We start from the raw sequence: 12,938 nt of genomic DNA on the forward strand, positions 1-12,938 counted from the left end.
CTCAGGTGACGACGATGGTGCCGCGCATGTCGGGGTGCAGGGAACAGGTGTACTCGTAGGTTCCGGGCTCGGTGAAGTTGTAGGTGAAGCTGCCCGTCTGCATCAGGGGACTGCGCAGTACGCCCTTCGCCTCACCGACGCCCGCCACGTCGTGGGTGACGCCGCGATCGTCGAATTTCCAGGTGACAGTCTCACCTACCCGGACCGTGAGCCGGGCGGGCGAAAAGGCCATGCCGGCGACCTCGACGACCGGACCGCTGGGCTGCTCGTTCACCCCGGCGGATTCCGAACTGCAGCCGGCGATCGCACTCGCGGCCGAAATGCTTGCGGCCAGAGCGACTCCGACGATCCGGGACCTTGCACGTTCACGCATGCCGTCGAGCGTAGTCTTGCCTCGGTACCGACCGTTCCGGACGAGGAGTGCCCATGCGGGGCTACTACACCCCTGACGAGATCCGAGCGGCCGAGGCGCCGCTGCTGACATCCCTTCCCGACGGCGCTCTGATGCGACGCGCAGCGCACGGACTCGCGGGCGTGGTGGTTGCGGAGTTGCGCGCGCGGACCGGGGGAGTCGCCGGGCGGGCCGTGCTGCTGCTGGTCGGTTCCGGGGACAACGGAGGCGACGCGCTCTGGGCCGGCACCTTCTTACGCAAGCGCGGAGTCGCGGTCACCGCCGTGCTGCTGAAACCCGACAAGGCGCATCGGGGCGGTCTGGCGGCCTTCCGGCGAGCAGGCGGACGAACGGCCCGCGCGATCGAGGAAGTCGGCATGCCCGAACTGGTGATCGACGGGATCGTCGGGATATCCGGGAGGGGAGCCCTGCGCCCTGACGCGGCGACTCTGGTCGCGTCCATGGAGGCGCCGATCATTGCTGCGGACCTGCCCAGCGGGGTGGACCCGGTGACGGGTGCCGTCGAGGGGCCCGCGGTACGGGCGGCGGTCACCGTGGCGTTCGGTGCGCTGAAACCGGTACATGTCCTGGCTGCAGCACAGTGCGGGCGCGTCGAGTTGATACCCATCGGGTTGACGCTCGGTGATGCCGGGATCACGTCGCTCGATGCGACCGAAGTGGGAGGGGCCTGGCCGGTGCCCGGTCCTCACGACGACAAGTATTCGCAGGGCGTCGTGGGCGTGGTCGCCGGGAGTGGGCAGTATCCGGGCGCGGGAGTGTTGTGCACCGGGGCCGCCGTCTCGGCCACGTCCGGCTTGGTCCGCTACGCAGGTCCGGGCGCGTCGGAGGTGCTGGCTCACTGGCCGGAGGTGATCGCGACGACGGACGTCGCGAAAGCGGGACGGGTCCAGGCGTGGGTGGTGGGTCCCGGTATGGGCACCGACGATGCGGCACGTCGCACCCTGCGGACCGTGCTGGACACCGACGTTCCCGTCCTCGTTGATGCGGACGGTCTCACCCTGCTGGCCGAGGACCCCGGTCTGGTGCGCTCCCGGTCGGCGCCCACCCTCCTTACCCCGCATGCAGGTGAGTTCACACGCATCACCGGAAGTGATCCCGGATCGGACAGAGTCGCGGCCGCCCGGTCGCTGGCGGCGGAGTGGGGGACGTACATCCTCCTCAAGGGCCGCGCCACGGTGATCGCGGCGCCGGGTGGGCAGGTATTCGTCAACGAGGCGGGCGGTTCCTGGTCGGCCACGGCGGGTGCCGGGGACGTTCTGGCGGGCATTGTGGGTGCCTTGCTGGCCGCGGGGACAGTCCCGGACCGGGCGGCTGCGATGGGGGCGCGCGCGCACTCGCTCGCGGCGAACGTGGCGGCTCGCGGTGGCCGGGGAGATCTCGCAGCGGGACGCGGGACGGCACCGATCTCCGCAGGAAATCTGCTCGCTCATCTGAGGGAGTCGATCAGAGTTCTCCGTGCAGGTGTGTCACCCGAGGAAACGGCGATCCATCGGTGAATGGCAGGATCGGAGGCATGACGCTTGCCGAAGCAGTACCGTCGGACGAACACGGCCGGGTCGAGCCCGCCGATTCCGCCCACGCGACGCCGGCCCCGCAGGCCGAAGCAGTGGTCGATCTGGACGCTATTGCGCACAACGTCGGAATTTTGCGCGAGAAAGCCGGCGACGCGGCAGTGATGGCCGTTGTCAAAGCGGATGGTTACAACCACGGCGCCGTCCCCGTGGCGCGCGCGGCGCTCGCGGCCGGTGCGGCGGAACTCGGCGTGACAACGGTCTCGGAGGCCCTCACGTTGCGCCGGGCAGGTATCGGCGCACCGATCCTCGCCTGGCTGCACACCGTCGACGCGGACTTCGCCCCCGCTATTCGAGCGGACGTCGAGCTCGGGGTGTCGTCACCGCGGCACCTCGCCTCCGTCGTGGCTGCGGCACGGGAGGTAGGCACCCCGGCGACCGTGACGATCAAGGTCGACACCGGATTGAACCGCAATGGCGTCGCGCCCGACGAGTTGGCGCAGGTTCTCATCGACTTGGCGCGTGCACAGGCCGAGGGTGCGGTACGGCTCCGAGGCATCTTCTCGCATCTCGCTCACGCCGACGAGCCGCATCATGCGGTGATCGACGCCCAGTGTCACCGGCTGTCGAGCGCGGTGGCCGACGCCAAACGCCACGGCCTGGTTCCCGAGGTGGTGCACCTGTCCAACTCCGCGGCCACTCTCACGCGCCCGGATCTTCGTTTCGACATGGTGCGCCCCGGCATTGCGATCTACGGATTGTCGCCAGCCCCCGAACTCGGCGAATTCGGGCTGCGTCCTGCGATGACTCTGCGTTCGCGTGTCGCGCTGGTGAAAAAGGTGGCTGCAGGTGAGGGCGTGTCCTACGGCCATCAGTGGATAGCGCCGCGGAACACAGTGGTGGCGCTGTTGCCGTTCGGGTACGCGGATGGGCTTCCCCGTTCGCTCAGCGGACGATTCGAAGTCCTGCTCGGTTCGGAGCGTCGGCCGGGCATCGGACGGGTGTGCATGGACCAGGTCGTCGTGGATCTCGGACCGGACGGCGGCGGCGTCCGCGAGGGCGACACCGCTGTCTTCTTCGGCAACGGCGATCACGGTGAACCACACGCCCAGGAGTGGGCGGACAAGCTCGATACCATCCATTACGAGGTGGTGACCGGAGTGCGTGGGCGTACCGTGCGGACCTATGTCGGTGGGCGGTAGTTATCGTGTCGGCCGAAAATAGAGTGCTGGCGGTGAGCGGGACCGTGGTGTTGCCGACAGCCGCCGACACCGAAAGATTCGGGCGTGATCTCGCCCGGGGATTGGCACCCGGGGATTTGATCATCCTCGACGGACCTCTCGGTGCGGGAAAGACCGCACTCACGAAGGGGATTGCCGCCGGTCTCGGTGTGCAGGGGAGAGTGACTTCGCCCACATTCGTCATCGCCCGGGAGCATCGTCCAGGGGTGCGTCCCGGCGGCGGGACTCCGGTGGGCATGGTGCACGTGGATGCCTACCGTCTGGGAGGCAGCGGTCCGCACGCCTTGGACGAACTCGACGCCCTCGACCTCGACACCGACCTGGCCGAAGCGGTGGTCGTGGTCGAGTGGGGTGAGGGCATCGTCGAGCAGTTGGCCGACCGGCATCTCCGGGTGCGCTTGAGCCGCGAGCCCGAGTCGGATGTGCGCACCGCCGAGTGGGAGTGGATTTCCTGACGGGTCCGGGGGGCGGGAGCCGTGCTGACGTGCGAGTACCCTCAGATACCGTGCTTGTTCTCGCCATCGATACGTCCACACCCGCCGTGACCGCCGGAGTCGTCCGGTTCTCGGCAGGATCCGCGCCCACTGACGCGGTGGACACGCTCGCGGTGCGCGTGACGGTCAACCCGCGCGCCCACGCCGAGGTCCTCACGCCGCACATCCTCGAGTGCATTACCGAGTCGGGTCACAGGCCGGCTGATCTCGACGCGATCGTCGTCGGGGTAGGCCCGGGACCGTTCACCGGCCTCCGGGTCGGAATGGCTACCGCAGCGGCTTTCGGTGATGCCCTGGGCACACCGGTGTACGGAGTCTGCAGCCTCGACGCGATCGCCGCGCAGGTGCACGACGAGCGGAACCTCCTCGTCGTCACCGATGCGCGCCGCCGTGAAGTCTACTGGGCCCGCTACTCGGCGGGCCGGCGGGTGGAAGGGCCCGGCGTGATCAAGCCCCGCGAGCTCGAGCCGATGCCGTCGGAGGCGGTGGCGGGGTCGCCGTCGCACGTCGACTTCTTCGACCTCCCGGTCGAACCCGTCGAAACACCCTCGCCCGCAGGACTGGTCGAGGCTGCTGCGTCGGTGCTGGCCGGTGGGGACGTGCCGGAGCCGCTCGTTCCGCTCTATCTGCGACGACCGGATGCGGTCGAATTGGCGGATCGCCCGAAGTGACGTTCTCCATCGAACCCATGGTCGCCGCGGATGCCGAGCGGTGCGCCGAGCTCGAGCGCCTGCTGTTTGCGGGCGACGGACCTTGGAGCGCAGCTGCTTTCCGTGCCGAGCTGGCTGCGCCGCACGTGCGGTACGTGGTGGCGCGCACCGACACCGGCCGGGTGGTGGGATATGCCGGACTGGCCCTGCTGGGCAATCCTTCACATCCCGAAGCGGAGGTGCACACGATCGGGACCGACCCGCAGTACATGCGCCGGGGGATCGGCGGAGCGCTTCTGGCCGAACTTCTCCGACTGGCCGATGCGCGGGGCGGACCGGTTTTTCTAGAAGTGCGGACCGACAACGACGCGGCGATCGCACTGTATCGACGTGAAGGATTCGACATCGTGGGAACCCGAAAGCAGTACTACCAACCGAGCGGCGCGGACGCGTACACCATGCGTCGCGCCGGAGCGGGTGAGGAGCCGGTGCAATGATCGTCATGGGTATCGAAAGTTCGTGTGACGAAACCGGAGTCGGTATCGTCCGGTGGAACGGTGACGGTACGTGCGAGCTCCTCGCCGACGAGGTGGCCTCGAGCGTCGATCAGCACGCCCGCTACGGCGGGGTGGTGCCCGAAGTCGCGTCCCGCGCGCATCTGGAAGCTATCGTCCCGACGATGCGGCGTGCGCTCGCCGCAGCGGACATCAGCAAGCCGGACGCACTCGCCGTCACCATCGGTCCAGGACTCGCCGGGGCGCTGCTGGTCGGTGTCGCCGCCGCGAAAGCGTACGCGGCCGCCTGGGACATTCCGTTCTACGCGGTGAACCACCTCGGTGGCCATGTTGCGGTGGATACCCTGGAACACGGACCGATGCCGTCGTGCGTCGCGTTGCTGGTGTCGGGCGGACACACTCACCTCCTGCATGTCGAGGATCTCGCGAAGCCGATCACCGAGCTCGGCACGACCGTGGACGACGCGGCGGGAGAGGCGTTCGACAAGGTGGCCCGCCTCCTCGGACTCGGATTTCCCGGCGGCCCCGCACTGGACGCCGCAGCTCGAGAAGGCGATCGGGACGCGATTCCCTTCCCCCGCGGGATGACCGGGCCGAGGGACGCGCGGCACGACTTTTCCTTCTCCGGCTTGAAAACCGCGGTTGCGCGGTACGTCGAAGCCAAGGAGCGTGCCGGCGAGGCCTATTCGATCCCCGACATCGCCGCCAGCTTCCAGGAAGCCGTAGCCGACGTCCTTACGATGAAGGCGGTACGCGCCGCCCGCGACACGGGCGTGGACACGCTGGTACTCGGCGGCGGTGCCACCGCGAACTCACGCATCCGCTCGCTCGCCGAGGAACGGTGCGCCGAAGCCGGTCTCACGCTGCGCGTGCCGAAACCGCGGTTGTGCACCGACAACGGGGTCATGATCGCTTCGCTGGGAGCACACATCGTCGCGGGGGGTGCAGCGCCGTCATTGCTCACCGTGGCGAGCGATCCTGGCCTCTCGGTGGCGACCAGTCAAGTATTCACCTGAACGGGAAGACACTCGGGGGTGCGAAGGCGGGAGTCGGCGCCACGGGCATCGGCGCCGGAACCACCGCGATTCCCTCTTCGGCGTCACCGATAGGCGGCAGCGGCGCGGGCGCGCCTTCCGGCGGCGGTGGCAGTGGCGCACGCTCAGCGGGCGGTGCGCTCTCTCCAGGCAAGGGTGCGACAGGGCTCGGTTGATCCGGGGTCGACTCCCCGGGAACCTGCGGCCACAGGGGAGGAATAGCCGGCCATTCTATGTGCGGCCAATCCGGTTGAGTGGGATCGGTCGGAGGCCGGGGCGTCGGCGCGGGAGTGGTGGTCGGCGCCGGTGGTGTCGTGGTGGGAGGCGTTGTGCTCGTCGTGGAGTCGGGCATCCGGACAGAGCTTCGATCCCACCCCTGAGACGACGACGTAGTCGGCACACCCTGCTCCGGGGTGAAGTCCGACGTCGGTGTGGGATCGTACGACGGAATTCGCGTAGCAGCCGGTGTGTCCGTACCGGGCGCGTGCTGCTGCGACGTGTGGAAGGTGTCGCTCCCGGCGGGCGCGACATTGGGGTCGGGTGCCGGCGCGAGTTCACGTACCCCGTAGCCCAGTACCAGTCCGCCCACCACCAACGCGCCGACGAGTGCGCCGGACACCTTGGCCGTCGAACTCGGCCGCGTCGACTCCGTGGGCGGGTACAGCTCGATCGCATTGGATACGGCAAGGAGTGCTGCGCCTTTGGCGGTGGCGGTTTCCGGTTCGGGGACGGCGACGACACGGGCAGTGAAGGCCCTGCGTACAGCTGCCCGCAACGCGGGAATGTTCGCTCCGCCCCCGACCAGCGCGATGGCCTCCGGTGCGCGTGGTGAGTCCGCAACGGTGGATCGGACGAACTCGACAGCGACCCGAATCACCGGTGCCGCGAAGTCTTCGAAGGCGCTGCGACTGATCCGGATCGGCGCCATGCCCCGGAACTCGACGTCGACCGTGGCATTCAGGTCGGTCGACAGCTGCTCCTTCGCGACGCGGCAACGCTCCGAGAGCAGTTCGCGATCGAGGTGCCGCAGGTGGTGGGGGGTGGCGAGATTGGCGACGGCGTACTCGAACACGAGGTCGTCGATCACGCTGCCACTCACCTGGGCGGTGCGGTCGGCGTGCAGCACGGTGCCGTCGACCTGATCGACCACCGAGACCGACAAACCGGACTCGCCGAAGTCGACGATGGCGACCGTCGCGTGCTGGGCAATTTCACCGGTGTGGCGTAGGTACGTGAGGGTGGCAGCGGCTTCCGGCACGACGTGCACACGATGCCGCTGCCTGCTGACGGCACTGCGAATCGAATGGGCCTGTTCCGGAGTGCGGTACGTGACGGCGAATGCGTCGGGGGTCGTGGGGTCGGCAGGCACCTGGGTGGTCATGAGGGAGATAGAGGAACGGACGAGGTCACCGAGGTCGGTGTGAGCCTCGTCGGCCGACAGGTATCGGAACTCGACGCTCTGCGAACCGTTGGAGTCGGTGGTGACGAGGGCGGAACCGACTCCGGCAGCACCCGTGGACATGCCCAAGGACATATTCATTCCACACCCCCTCCCACATTGTCGCGTCGTGCCCTGCTGTCTTTCCCGGAACGCCCTCCACGAGAAGCATCCCTGCCCCATGAATCGGCGACCGTTACCCGAACGTTACAGAAATCTGGTGGCTTTCGCTCTCGAGTTTCGATCCAACGAGACGAGGATGGCGCTCGATATCCGGTCCCACCTGCGCAGTTGTCCGGAGGAATTTCATGGGAAATGCCAGCGAGTTTCGCAACCTCGACCCGCGCGATCGTCGGCGGCTGCTGCGCCGCGGGCTCGTGCGCCCGGTCGCGACGGTTGCGCTCTGCGGCGTGAGCTACTTCGTGCTCCCGTGGACCTCGGTCGACGGCATCTCGACGCTCACGCTCCTCGTGGGGGGACTGCTGGTCGTGCTGCTGGTCGCCGTGTGGCAGATCCGGCAGATTCTGCGGTCCGACGTGCCCACGCTGCAGGCCATCGAGGCGCTGGCACTGATTCTTCCCGTCTATCTGCTCGGCTACGCCGTGGGATACAGCCTGATGTCCCAGAGTTACCCGACATACTTTTCCGAACCGCTCAGCCGGATGGATGCGCTCTACTTCTCATTGACGGTGTTTTCGACCGTGGGCTTCGGGGACATCACGGCGACGACCGATCCGTCCCGCGCTGTCGTCAGTGTCCAGATCATCGGGAACCTGATTCTCATCGGCGTCGGCATCCGCGTGGTGGCGGCAGCCGTCGGCTGGGCCCGTGGACGGAAGTGACTAACGACCCGACGACAGCAACAGTTCGACGTTGTGGTCGACGGAAGCGCCCAGCCGGACGGGGTCGGTGTGAATGTCGTTGAAGGACAGCTCCCGATACAGAGAGGCGAGTCCGAGCGGGGACAGGTCCGTGTAGTCGACCGAGTACGGGCTGTCGGCTTCGAACAAGGTGGTGAGGATCGACACTGTGCCGTCGGCGTTGTCGACCACTTCGAGGATTCGCCCGTGCTGCGGAAAGTCGATGTGCGATGCGGTATTGACCTCCCAGAACGACTGTTCCGGTGTGGGTCCGGCCCAGGGAGTGATCCGGTTCTCGTGGGTGTGTCCGTTGACCCAGGCGAGCACGTTCGGGAAGCGATGGAGCAGGCTCACCAATTGTGCGGCCGGAATTCGGGGTTCGGTCGGATTGGCCGGGTCCGGGACGAGGTTGTCCATGGTGGTGCTCGTGTGATGGCTGAAGAGGACGAACCAGGTGTCCGAACGCGACTGCGACACGCGGGCGCCCGCGGAGTCGTAGTAGACGCTGCTGCCGGCGAGTAACGTGTCCTCGATCCAGCGGAACTGGGCGGCGCCCAATGAGCCGTCCACGAAACCGGCGTGATTGGTGGAATCCATGCTGATACCGACCACACCGGGAGCGATGTCGAAGGCGTAGTAGCCGATTCCCGTATCACCCGCGTCGGGAGCGAACCCGTGGCCTACCGGCCCGGGGCCGGTGTTGGCCGGATCCAGATGGGCCGCGATGAACTGGCGTGGTGTGAACGGGGCTCGCGTCGGATCGGGGGTGACCACCCGCGGTGGCGTCGTGAAGGCGGAGAGGACGCCGGCGATGGCGCCGGGGTCGTACTTCGTCGCGATGTCGACCGCCTTCGCCTGCTCGGGCGATCCCGGAACCTCGAACTTCAGTGAACCGGTGTACATCGCGTCGAGCGGTGGGATACCGCTGGGCACAGTGCCTTCGACGGAGTCTTCGTGATTCCCGAAGACGCAGTACCACGGCGTGCGAAGTCCGGGGCTGGTGACGGGGTCGATCGCCGCTCCGAGCAGGCCGGGGATTTCGGGGAAGCCGGCCTTCTTGTACATGTCCTGGATCGGGGACTCCGGGTTCCAGTACAGATCCGCACCCGAATTCTGCACGCCCTCGTAGCGGTCGGGCGCACCGGTGTTGGGGACGATGGTGCCACCGTTGAGGGCGGTGAGAAACCAGCTCAACTCGGCGAACTCTTTGTTGTCGGTGTTGTCGCCGGTGCTCACGACCGCGTCGAACGGCCGCTGGGTGTGGGGGCCGGTGGCGAGAGCGTTGACGCGGTGAACGAGGGCGACCAGCCCGTGCGCCGTGAGGGTTTCCTGCGGACGGAACGCGGAACCTGTGAAGGGATGGACGTATTCGAACCGCACCGGGGACTGGGCATCGACGAGGTGGACGTCGGTGAGCTGCACCAGCGACGCGAGCGCGGTGCGGCGGTCTTCGCGGCCGTTCCGGGCCTCGGCGAGTTCGGTGCGCACGATCGTGGGCCAACCCGCACCCGCGCCGAGCTTGCGGTATCCGGACGTTCCCAGCGGGACGGCTGTCGCTTCGAGTGTGGTGCCCGCTCCCGAGGTGGGAAGGGGGGCGGCGCCTGCGTACTGCAGTCCCCACGGACGTCCGCTGATGCCCACCGCTCCGATGGCGCCGAGTCCGGCAATCGTGAGGAAGGTACGCCGGTTCATGTCAGACACCAGACGACCTTAGGTGACAACCCGTCCGGAGGGTGGGATTCCGCTGAGCGCGATCAGCCGGGGGCTCCTCCTTGAGCGTTGGCACTCTCACGTATAGAGTGCCAAGTGGCGCCGATCGAGCTCCGGCACCCGCGACGACGGGGCTGTGTGAAGTGCCGTAAACGGAACACTCAAACAGGTGTCCGAGGATGTTCCTCGGACCCAGATACCCCAAAGTGGAGGGCTCATCGTGGCGAGCGTCAACATCAAGCCGCTCGAGGACAAGATCCTCGTCCAGGCCAACGAGGCTGAGACGACGACTGCCTCCGGCCTGGTCATCCCCGACACGGCCAAGGAGAAGCCCCAGGAGGGCACCGTCGTCGCAGTCGGCGAAGGCCGCGTCAACGAGCAGGGCAACCGCATCCCGGTCGACGTCAAGGAGGGTGACACCGTCATCTACTCCAAGTACGGCGGAACCGAGATCAAGTACGCCGGTCAGGAATACCTGATCCTGTCGGCACGCGACGTGCTGGCTGTCGTCTCCAAGTAAGGCCATACGTGATCCGCCCCGGAGTCCCTACAGGATCCCGGGGCGGAGTGCGTTCACGCGCAGAACCCTGAAATCCAGGAGAAGACGGAACACATGTCCAAGCAGATTGAGTTCAACGAGACCGCACGCCGGTCTCTCGAGCGCGGGGTCGACAAGCTGGCCGACGCGGTCAAGGTGACCTTGGGTCCGCGTGGCCGCCACGTAGTACTGGCGAAGGCCTTCGGCGGCCCCACCGTCACCAACGACGGCGTCAGCATCGCGCGGGAGATCGACCTCGAGGATCCCTTCGAGAACCTCGGCGCGCAGCTGGTCAAGAGCGTCGCCACCAAGACCAATGACGTCGCGGGTGACGGCACCACCACCGCCACCGTGCTGGCTCAGGCCATCGTTCGCGGCGGTCTGAAGAACATTGCGGCAGGCGCCAACCCGATGGCACTCGGAGTCGGCATCAACGCCGCCGCCGAGAAGGTCGTCGAGGCGCTGCTCGCGGCCGCCACCCCGGTCGAGGGCAAGAAGTCCATCGCCCAGGTCGCCACGGTTTCCTCGCGTGACGAAGAGATCGGCGAACTGGTCGGCGAGGCGCTCACTCGCGTGGGCACGGACGGTGTCGTGACGGTGGAGGAATCCTCCAGCCTCGCAACCGAGCTCGTGATCACCGAAGGCGTCCAGTTCGACAAGGGTTACCTGTCGCCGTATTTCGTGACCGATCTCGACGCGCAGAAAGCCGTGTACGAGGACGCCCTCGTACTGCTCTACCGCGAGAAGATCAGCTCACTTCCCGACTTCCTGCCGTTGCTGGAGAAGGTTGCCGAGAGCGGCAAGCCGCTTCTCATCATCGCCGAGGACGTCGAGGGCGAGGTTCTCTCGACCCTGGTGGTCAACTCCATCCGGAAGACGATCAAGGCCGTCGCGGTGAAGGCGCCGTTCTTCGGTGACCGTCGCAAGGCGTTCCTCGACGACCTCGCCATCGTCACCGGCGGTACGGTCATCAACTCCGAGGTCGGGCTGAGCCTCAAGGAGGCCGGACTGGACCTCCTCGGCAGTGCCCGTCGCGTTGTGGTCAGCAAGGACGAGACCACGATCGTCGACGGCGCCGGCACCGACGCCGACATCAAGGGCCGCGTCGCGCAGCTGCGCCGGGAGATCGAGAACACCGACTCCGACTGGGATCGCGAGAAGCTCGAAGAGCGTCTGGCGAAGCTGGCCGGCGGTGTCGCGGTCATCAAGGTGGGTGCCGCAACCGAGACGGACCTCAAGGAACGCAAGTTCCGCGTCGAGGATGCCGTCAACGCCGCCAAGGCTGCTGTCGCCGAGGGCATCGTTCCCGGTGGCGGATCAGCCCTCGTGCAGGCGAGCACCGAGCTGGTCGACAACCTCGGTCTGACCGGTGACGAGGCCACGGGCGTCAAGGTCGTGCGCGAAGCGCTGCAGGCGCCCCTGTTCTGGATCGCCAGCAACGCCGGTCTCGACGGTTCCGTCGTCACCAGCAAGGTCGCCGAGCAGCCCAAGGGGCACGGCTTCAACGCCGCGACCCTCACCTACGGTGACCTGCTCGCTGACGGTGTCGTCGACCCCGTCAAGGTCACCCGCTCCGCTGTCGTGAACGCGGCGTCGGTGGCACGGATGATCCTCACGACCGAGAGCGCTGTGGTCGAGAAGCCCGAAGAAGAGCAGGAGCAGACCGGTCACGGACACAGCCACTGAGGCGGTAGCCGCGAACCGATCGATGTCTTCATCTTTCGGCCGAACGAAACCCCCGTGCGGATTTCCCGCGCGGGGGTTTCGTCGTGTCGCGGCCGTATTCCCGCTGACCCTGTTCGCTCAGCTCAGCGTGAGCACGGCGAACGGATTCGACGTCGGCTGTGGTGAGCCACCGGGCGGCTCGATGGTGAAGGCCAGCTTCGTCATCGGTCCGATGTCGTCGAGGACGACGGTGGTGGTCGGCAGGACGTCGTCGGGGGTCATGGTTCCGGCGGGGACCGGTGCGTCGCCGGACTCGGGCAGTAGCCACATCTGATACACGCTGTCGGCGGCGGGCGGGACGACATCGTTCATGACGAGCACGGCGGCATCCTCGGACTTCGAGTAGCTGGCCGTGGCGGAGCCGCCCCCGGGAATGGGAGTGCTCGACGACTGCATGTCCGCTGCCTGGAGTACCTGCTCGGCTACCGTCGGGTCGGGGCCTTCCGTGAGTTGCCGGGCGATGACGGTTCCGCCTGCGAGTATTCCGACCGCAGCGGCGGCTGCCACCGCAATCCGCCAACGATGCCGGCGGTTGCGGTGGTGGTCGAGGTGGACGGGCGCATAGGTGTCGGCCTGTGCGTCCTGTCCGATCTGTTCGAGCAACCGGGCCCGCAGCTGGGGTGGCGGGGCGACGGCGCCCACCTCGCTGACCACGGCGAGGGATTCGCGAATTGCCCGTACCTCGACGGCGAACGCGACTCGGGTGTCCTCGTCGGCGACGGCGACCCGGGCGTCGAGTTCGCGGCGTTCCTTGTCGTCGAGCGCGTCCAGTGCGTATGGATAGGCCATGCCCAGAAGGTCTTCGTTCAT

At 67.3% G+C, this 12,938-nt stretch carries 13 protein-coding genes; 9 read left to right on the plus strand and 4 right to left on the minus strand.

The features are described 5' to 3' along the window. Position 1: 1 nt before the first annotated feature. A complete protein-coding gene (locus JQT59_RS17885; protein WP_213577188.1) occupies positions 2-373 on the minus strand; it encodes a cupredoxin domain-containing protein in 372 nt (123 codons plus the stop codon). A 53-nt stretch (positions 374-426) separates the two neighbouring features. Between JQT59_RS17885 and JQT59_RS17890 the strand changes: the two genes are divergently transcribed. From JQT59_RS17890 to tsaD, 6 genes are read left to right on the plus strand one after another with little or no spacing between them, the layout of a single operon-like run. After that, on the plus strand, positions 427-1,908 hold the full coding sequence (locus tag JQT59_RS17890; RefSeq protein WP_213577189.1) for an NAD(P)H-hydrate dehydratase: 1,482 nt from the start codon (positions 427-429) through the stop codon (positions 1,906-1,908). A 17-nt stretch (positions 1,909-1,925) separates the two neighbouring features. Further along, positions 1,926-3,125, plus strand: coding sequence for an alanine racemase (gene alr, locus JQT59_RS17895; RefSeq protein WP_213577190.1), 1,200 nt, complete (start codon positions 1,926-1,928; stop codon positions 3,123-3,125). 5 nt (positions 3,126-3,130) lie between these two features. After that, positions 3,131-3,619 (plus strand): tRNA (adenosine(37)-N6)-threonylcarbamoyltransferase complex ATPase subunit type 1 TsaE, encoded by a 489-nt coding sequence (gene tsaE / locus JQT59_RS17900; RefSeq protein WP_213577191.1) that lies wholly within the window; start codon positions 3,131-3,133, stop codon positions 3,617-3,619. 50 nt (positions 3,620-3,669) lie between these two features. Next, positions 3,670-4,329 carry a tRNA (adenosine(37)-N6)-threonylcarbamoyltransferase complex dimerization subunit type 1 TsaB gene (tsaB, locus tag JQT59_RS17905; RefSeq protein WP_213577192.1) on the plus strand — a complete coding sequence of 220 codons (660 nt, stop codon included), beginning with the start codon at positions 3,670-3,672 and terminating at the stop codon, positions 4,327-4,329. Then, on the plus strand, positions 4,326-4,805 hold the full coding sequence (rimI, locus tag JQT59_RS17910) for a ribosomal protein S18-alanine N-acetyltransferase (RefSeq protein WP_159925677.1): 480 nt from the start codon (positions 4,326-4,328) through the stop codon (positions 4,803-4,805). Before tsaB ends, rimI begins: the two co-directional genes overlap by 4 nt. Beyond that, positions 4,802-5,839, plus strand: a complete 1,038-nt coding sequence (gene tsaD / locus JQT59_RS17915) for a tRNA (adenosine(37)-N6)-threonylcarbamoyltransferase complex transferase subunit TsaD (RefSeq protein WP_213577193.1) — start codon at positions 4,802-4,804, stop codon at positions 5,837-5,839. The genes rimI and tsaD overlap by 4 nt, the downstream gene beginning before the upstream one ends. Here tsaD and JQT59_RS17920 read toward each other — a convergent pair. Further along, a complete protein-coding gene (locus tag JQT59_RS17920) occupies positions 5,832-7,397 on the minus strand; it encodes a DUF7159 family protein (RefSeq protein WP_213577194.1) in 1,566 nt (521 codons plus the stop codon). The two genes, tsaD and JQT59_RS17920, sit on opposite strands and share 8 nt — an antisense overlap. Before the next feature lie 206 nt (positions 7,398-7,603). Here JQT59_RS17920 and JQT59_RS17925 point away from each other — a divergent pair, with 206 nt between their 5' ends. Next, positions 7,604-8,137, plus strand: a complete 534-nt coding sequence (locus tag JQT59_RS17925; protein ID WP_213577195.1) for a potassium channel family protein — start codon at positions 7,604-7,606, stop codon at positions 8,135-8,137. Here JQT59_RS17925 and JQT59_RS17930 read toward each other — a convergent pair whose 3' ends face one another. Beyond that, on the minus strand, positions 8,138-9,856 hold the full coding sequence (locus JQT59_RS17930; protein WP_213577196.1) for a TIGR03767 family metallophosphoesterase: 1,719 nt from the start codon (positions 9,854-9,856) through the stop codon (positions 8,138-8,140). Positions 9,857-10,085: 229 nt separating this feature from the next. On the opposite strand from JQT59_RS17930, the gene groES reads away from it, so the two are divergent. Next, positions 10,086-10,385 carry a co-chaperone GroES gene (groES, locus tag JQT59_RS17935; RefSeq protein WP_003940763.1) on the plus strand — a complete coding sequence of 100 codons (300 nt, stop codon included), beginning with the start codon at positions 10,086-10,088 and terminating at the stop codon, positions 10,383-10,385. 93 nt (positions 10,386-10,478) lie between these two features. Then, on the plus strand, positions 10,479-12,089 hold the full coding sequence (gene groL / locus JQT59_RS17940; RefSeq protein WP_109331503.1) for a chaperonin GroEL: 1,611 nt from the start codon (positions 10,479-10,481) through the stop codon (positions 12,087-12,089). A gap of 117 nt (positions 12,090-12,206) precedes the next feature. On the opposite strand, the gene JQT59_RS17945 is transcribed toward groL, so the two are convergent. After that, positions 12,207-12,938: an anti-sigma factor gene (locus JQT59_RS17945; RefSeq protein WP_213577197.1), complete on the minus strand. Its 732-nt coding sequence runs from the start codon at positions 12,936-12,938 to the stop codon at positions 12,207-12,209.

The sequence above is a fragment of the Rhodococcus sp. USK13 genome, from assembly GCF_018343855.1.
In the GTDB taxonomy this organism is placed as follows: domain Bacteria; phylum Actinomycetota; class Actinomycetes; order Mycobacteriales; family Mycobacteriaceae; genus Rhodococcus_F; species Rhodococcus_F oxybenzonivorans.

What these genes read in the sequence shown, in the direction of transcription:
- JQT59_RS17890 (WP_213577189.1), top strand. Translation starts at nt 427, where the DNA reads ATGCGGGGCTACTACACCCCTGACGAGATCCGAGCGGCCGAGGCGCCG.
- groL (WP_109331503.1), top strand. Translation starts at nt 10,479, where the DNA reads ATGTCCAAGCAGATTGAGTTCAACGAGACCGCACGCCGGTCTCTCGAG.
- JQT59_RS17885 (WP_213577188.1), bottom strand. Translation starts at nt 373, where the DNA reads ATGCGTGAACGTGCAAGGTCCCGGATCGTCGGAGTCGCTCTGGCCGCA.
- JQT59_RS17920 (WP_213577194.1), bottom strand. Translation starts at nt 7,397, where the DNA reads ATGAATATGTCCTTGGGCATGTCCACGGGTGCTGCCGGAGTCGGTTCC.
- tsaD (WP_213577193.1), top strand. Translation starts at nt 4,802, where the DNA reads ATGATCGTCATGGGTATCGAAAGTTCGTGTGACGAAACCGGAGTCGGT.
- JQT59_RS17945 (WP_213577197.1), bottom strand. Translation starts at nt 12,938, where the DNA reads ATGAACGAAGACCTTCTGGGCATGGCCTATCCATACGCACTGGACGCG.
- alr (WP_213577190.1), top strand. Translation starts at nt 1,926, where the DNA reads ATGACGCTTGCCGAAGCAGTACCGTCGGACGAACACGGCCGGGTCGAG.
- JQT59_RS17925 (WP_213577195.1), top strand. Translation starts at nt 7,604, where the DNA reads ATGGGAAATGCCAGCGAGTTTCGCAACCTCGACCCGCGCGATCGTCGG.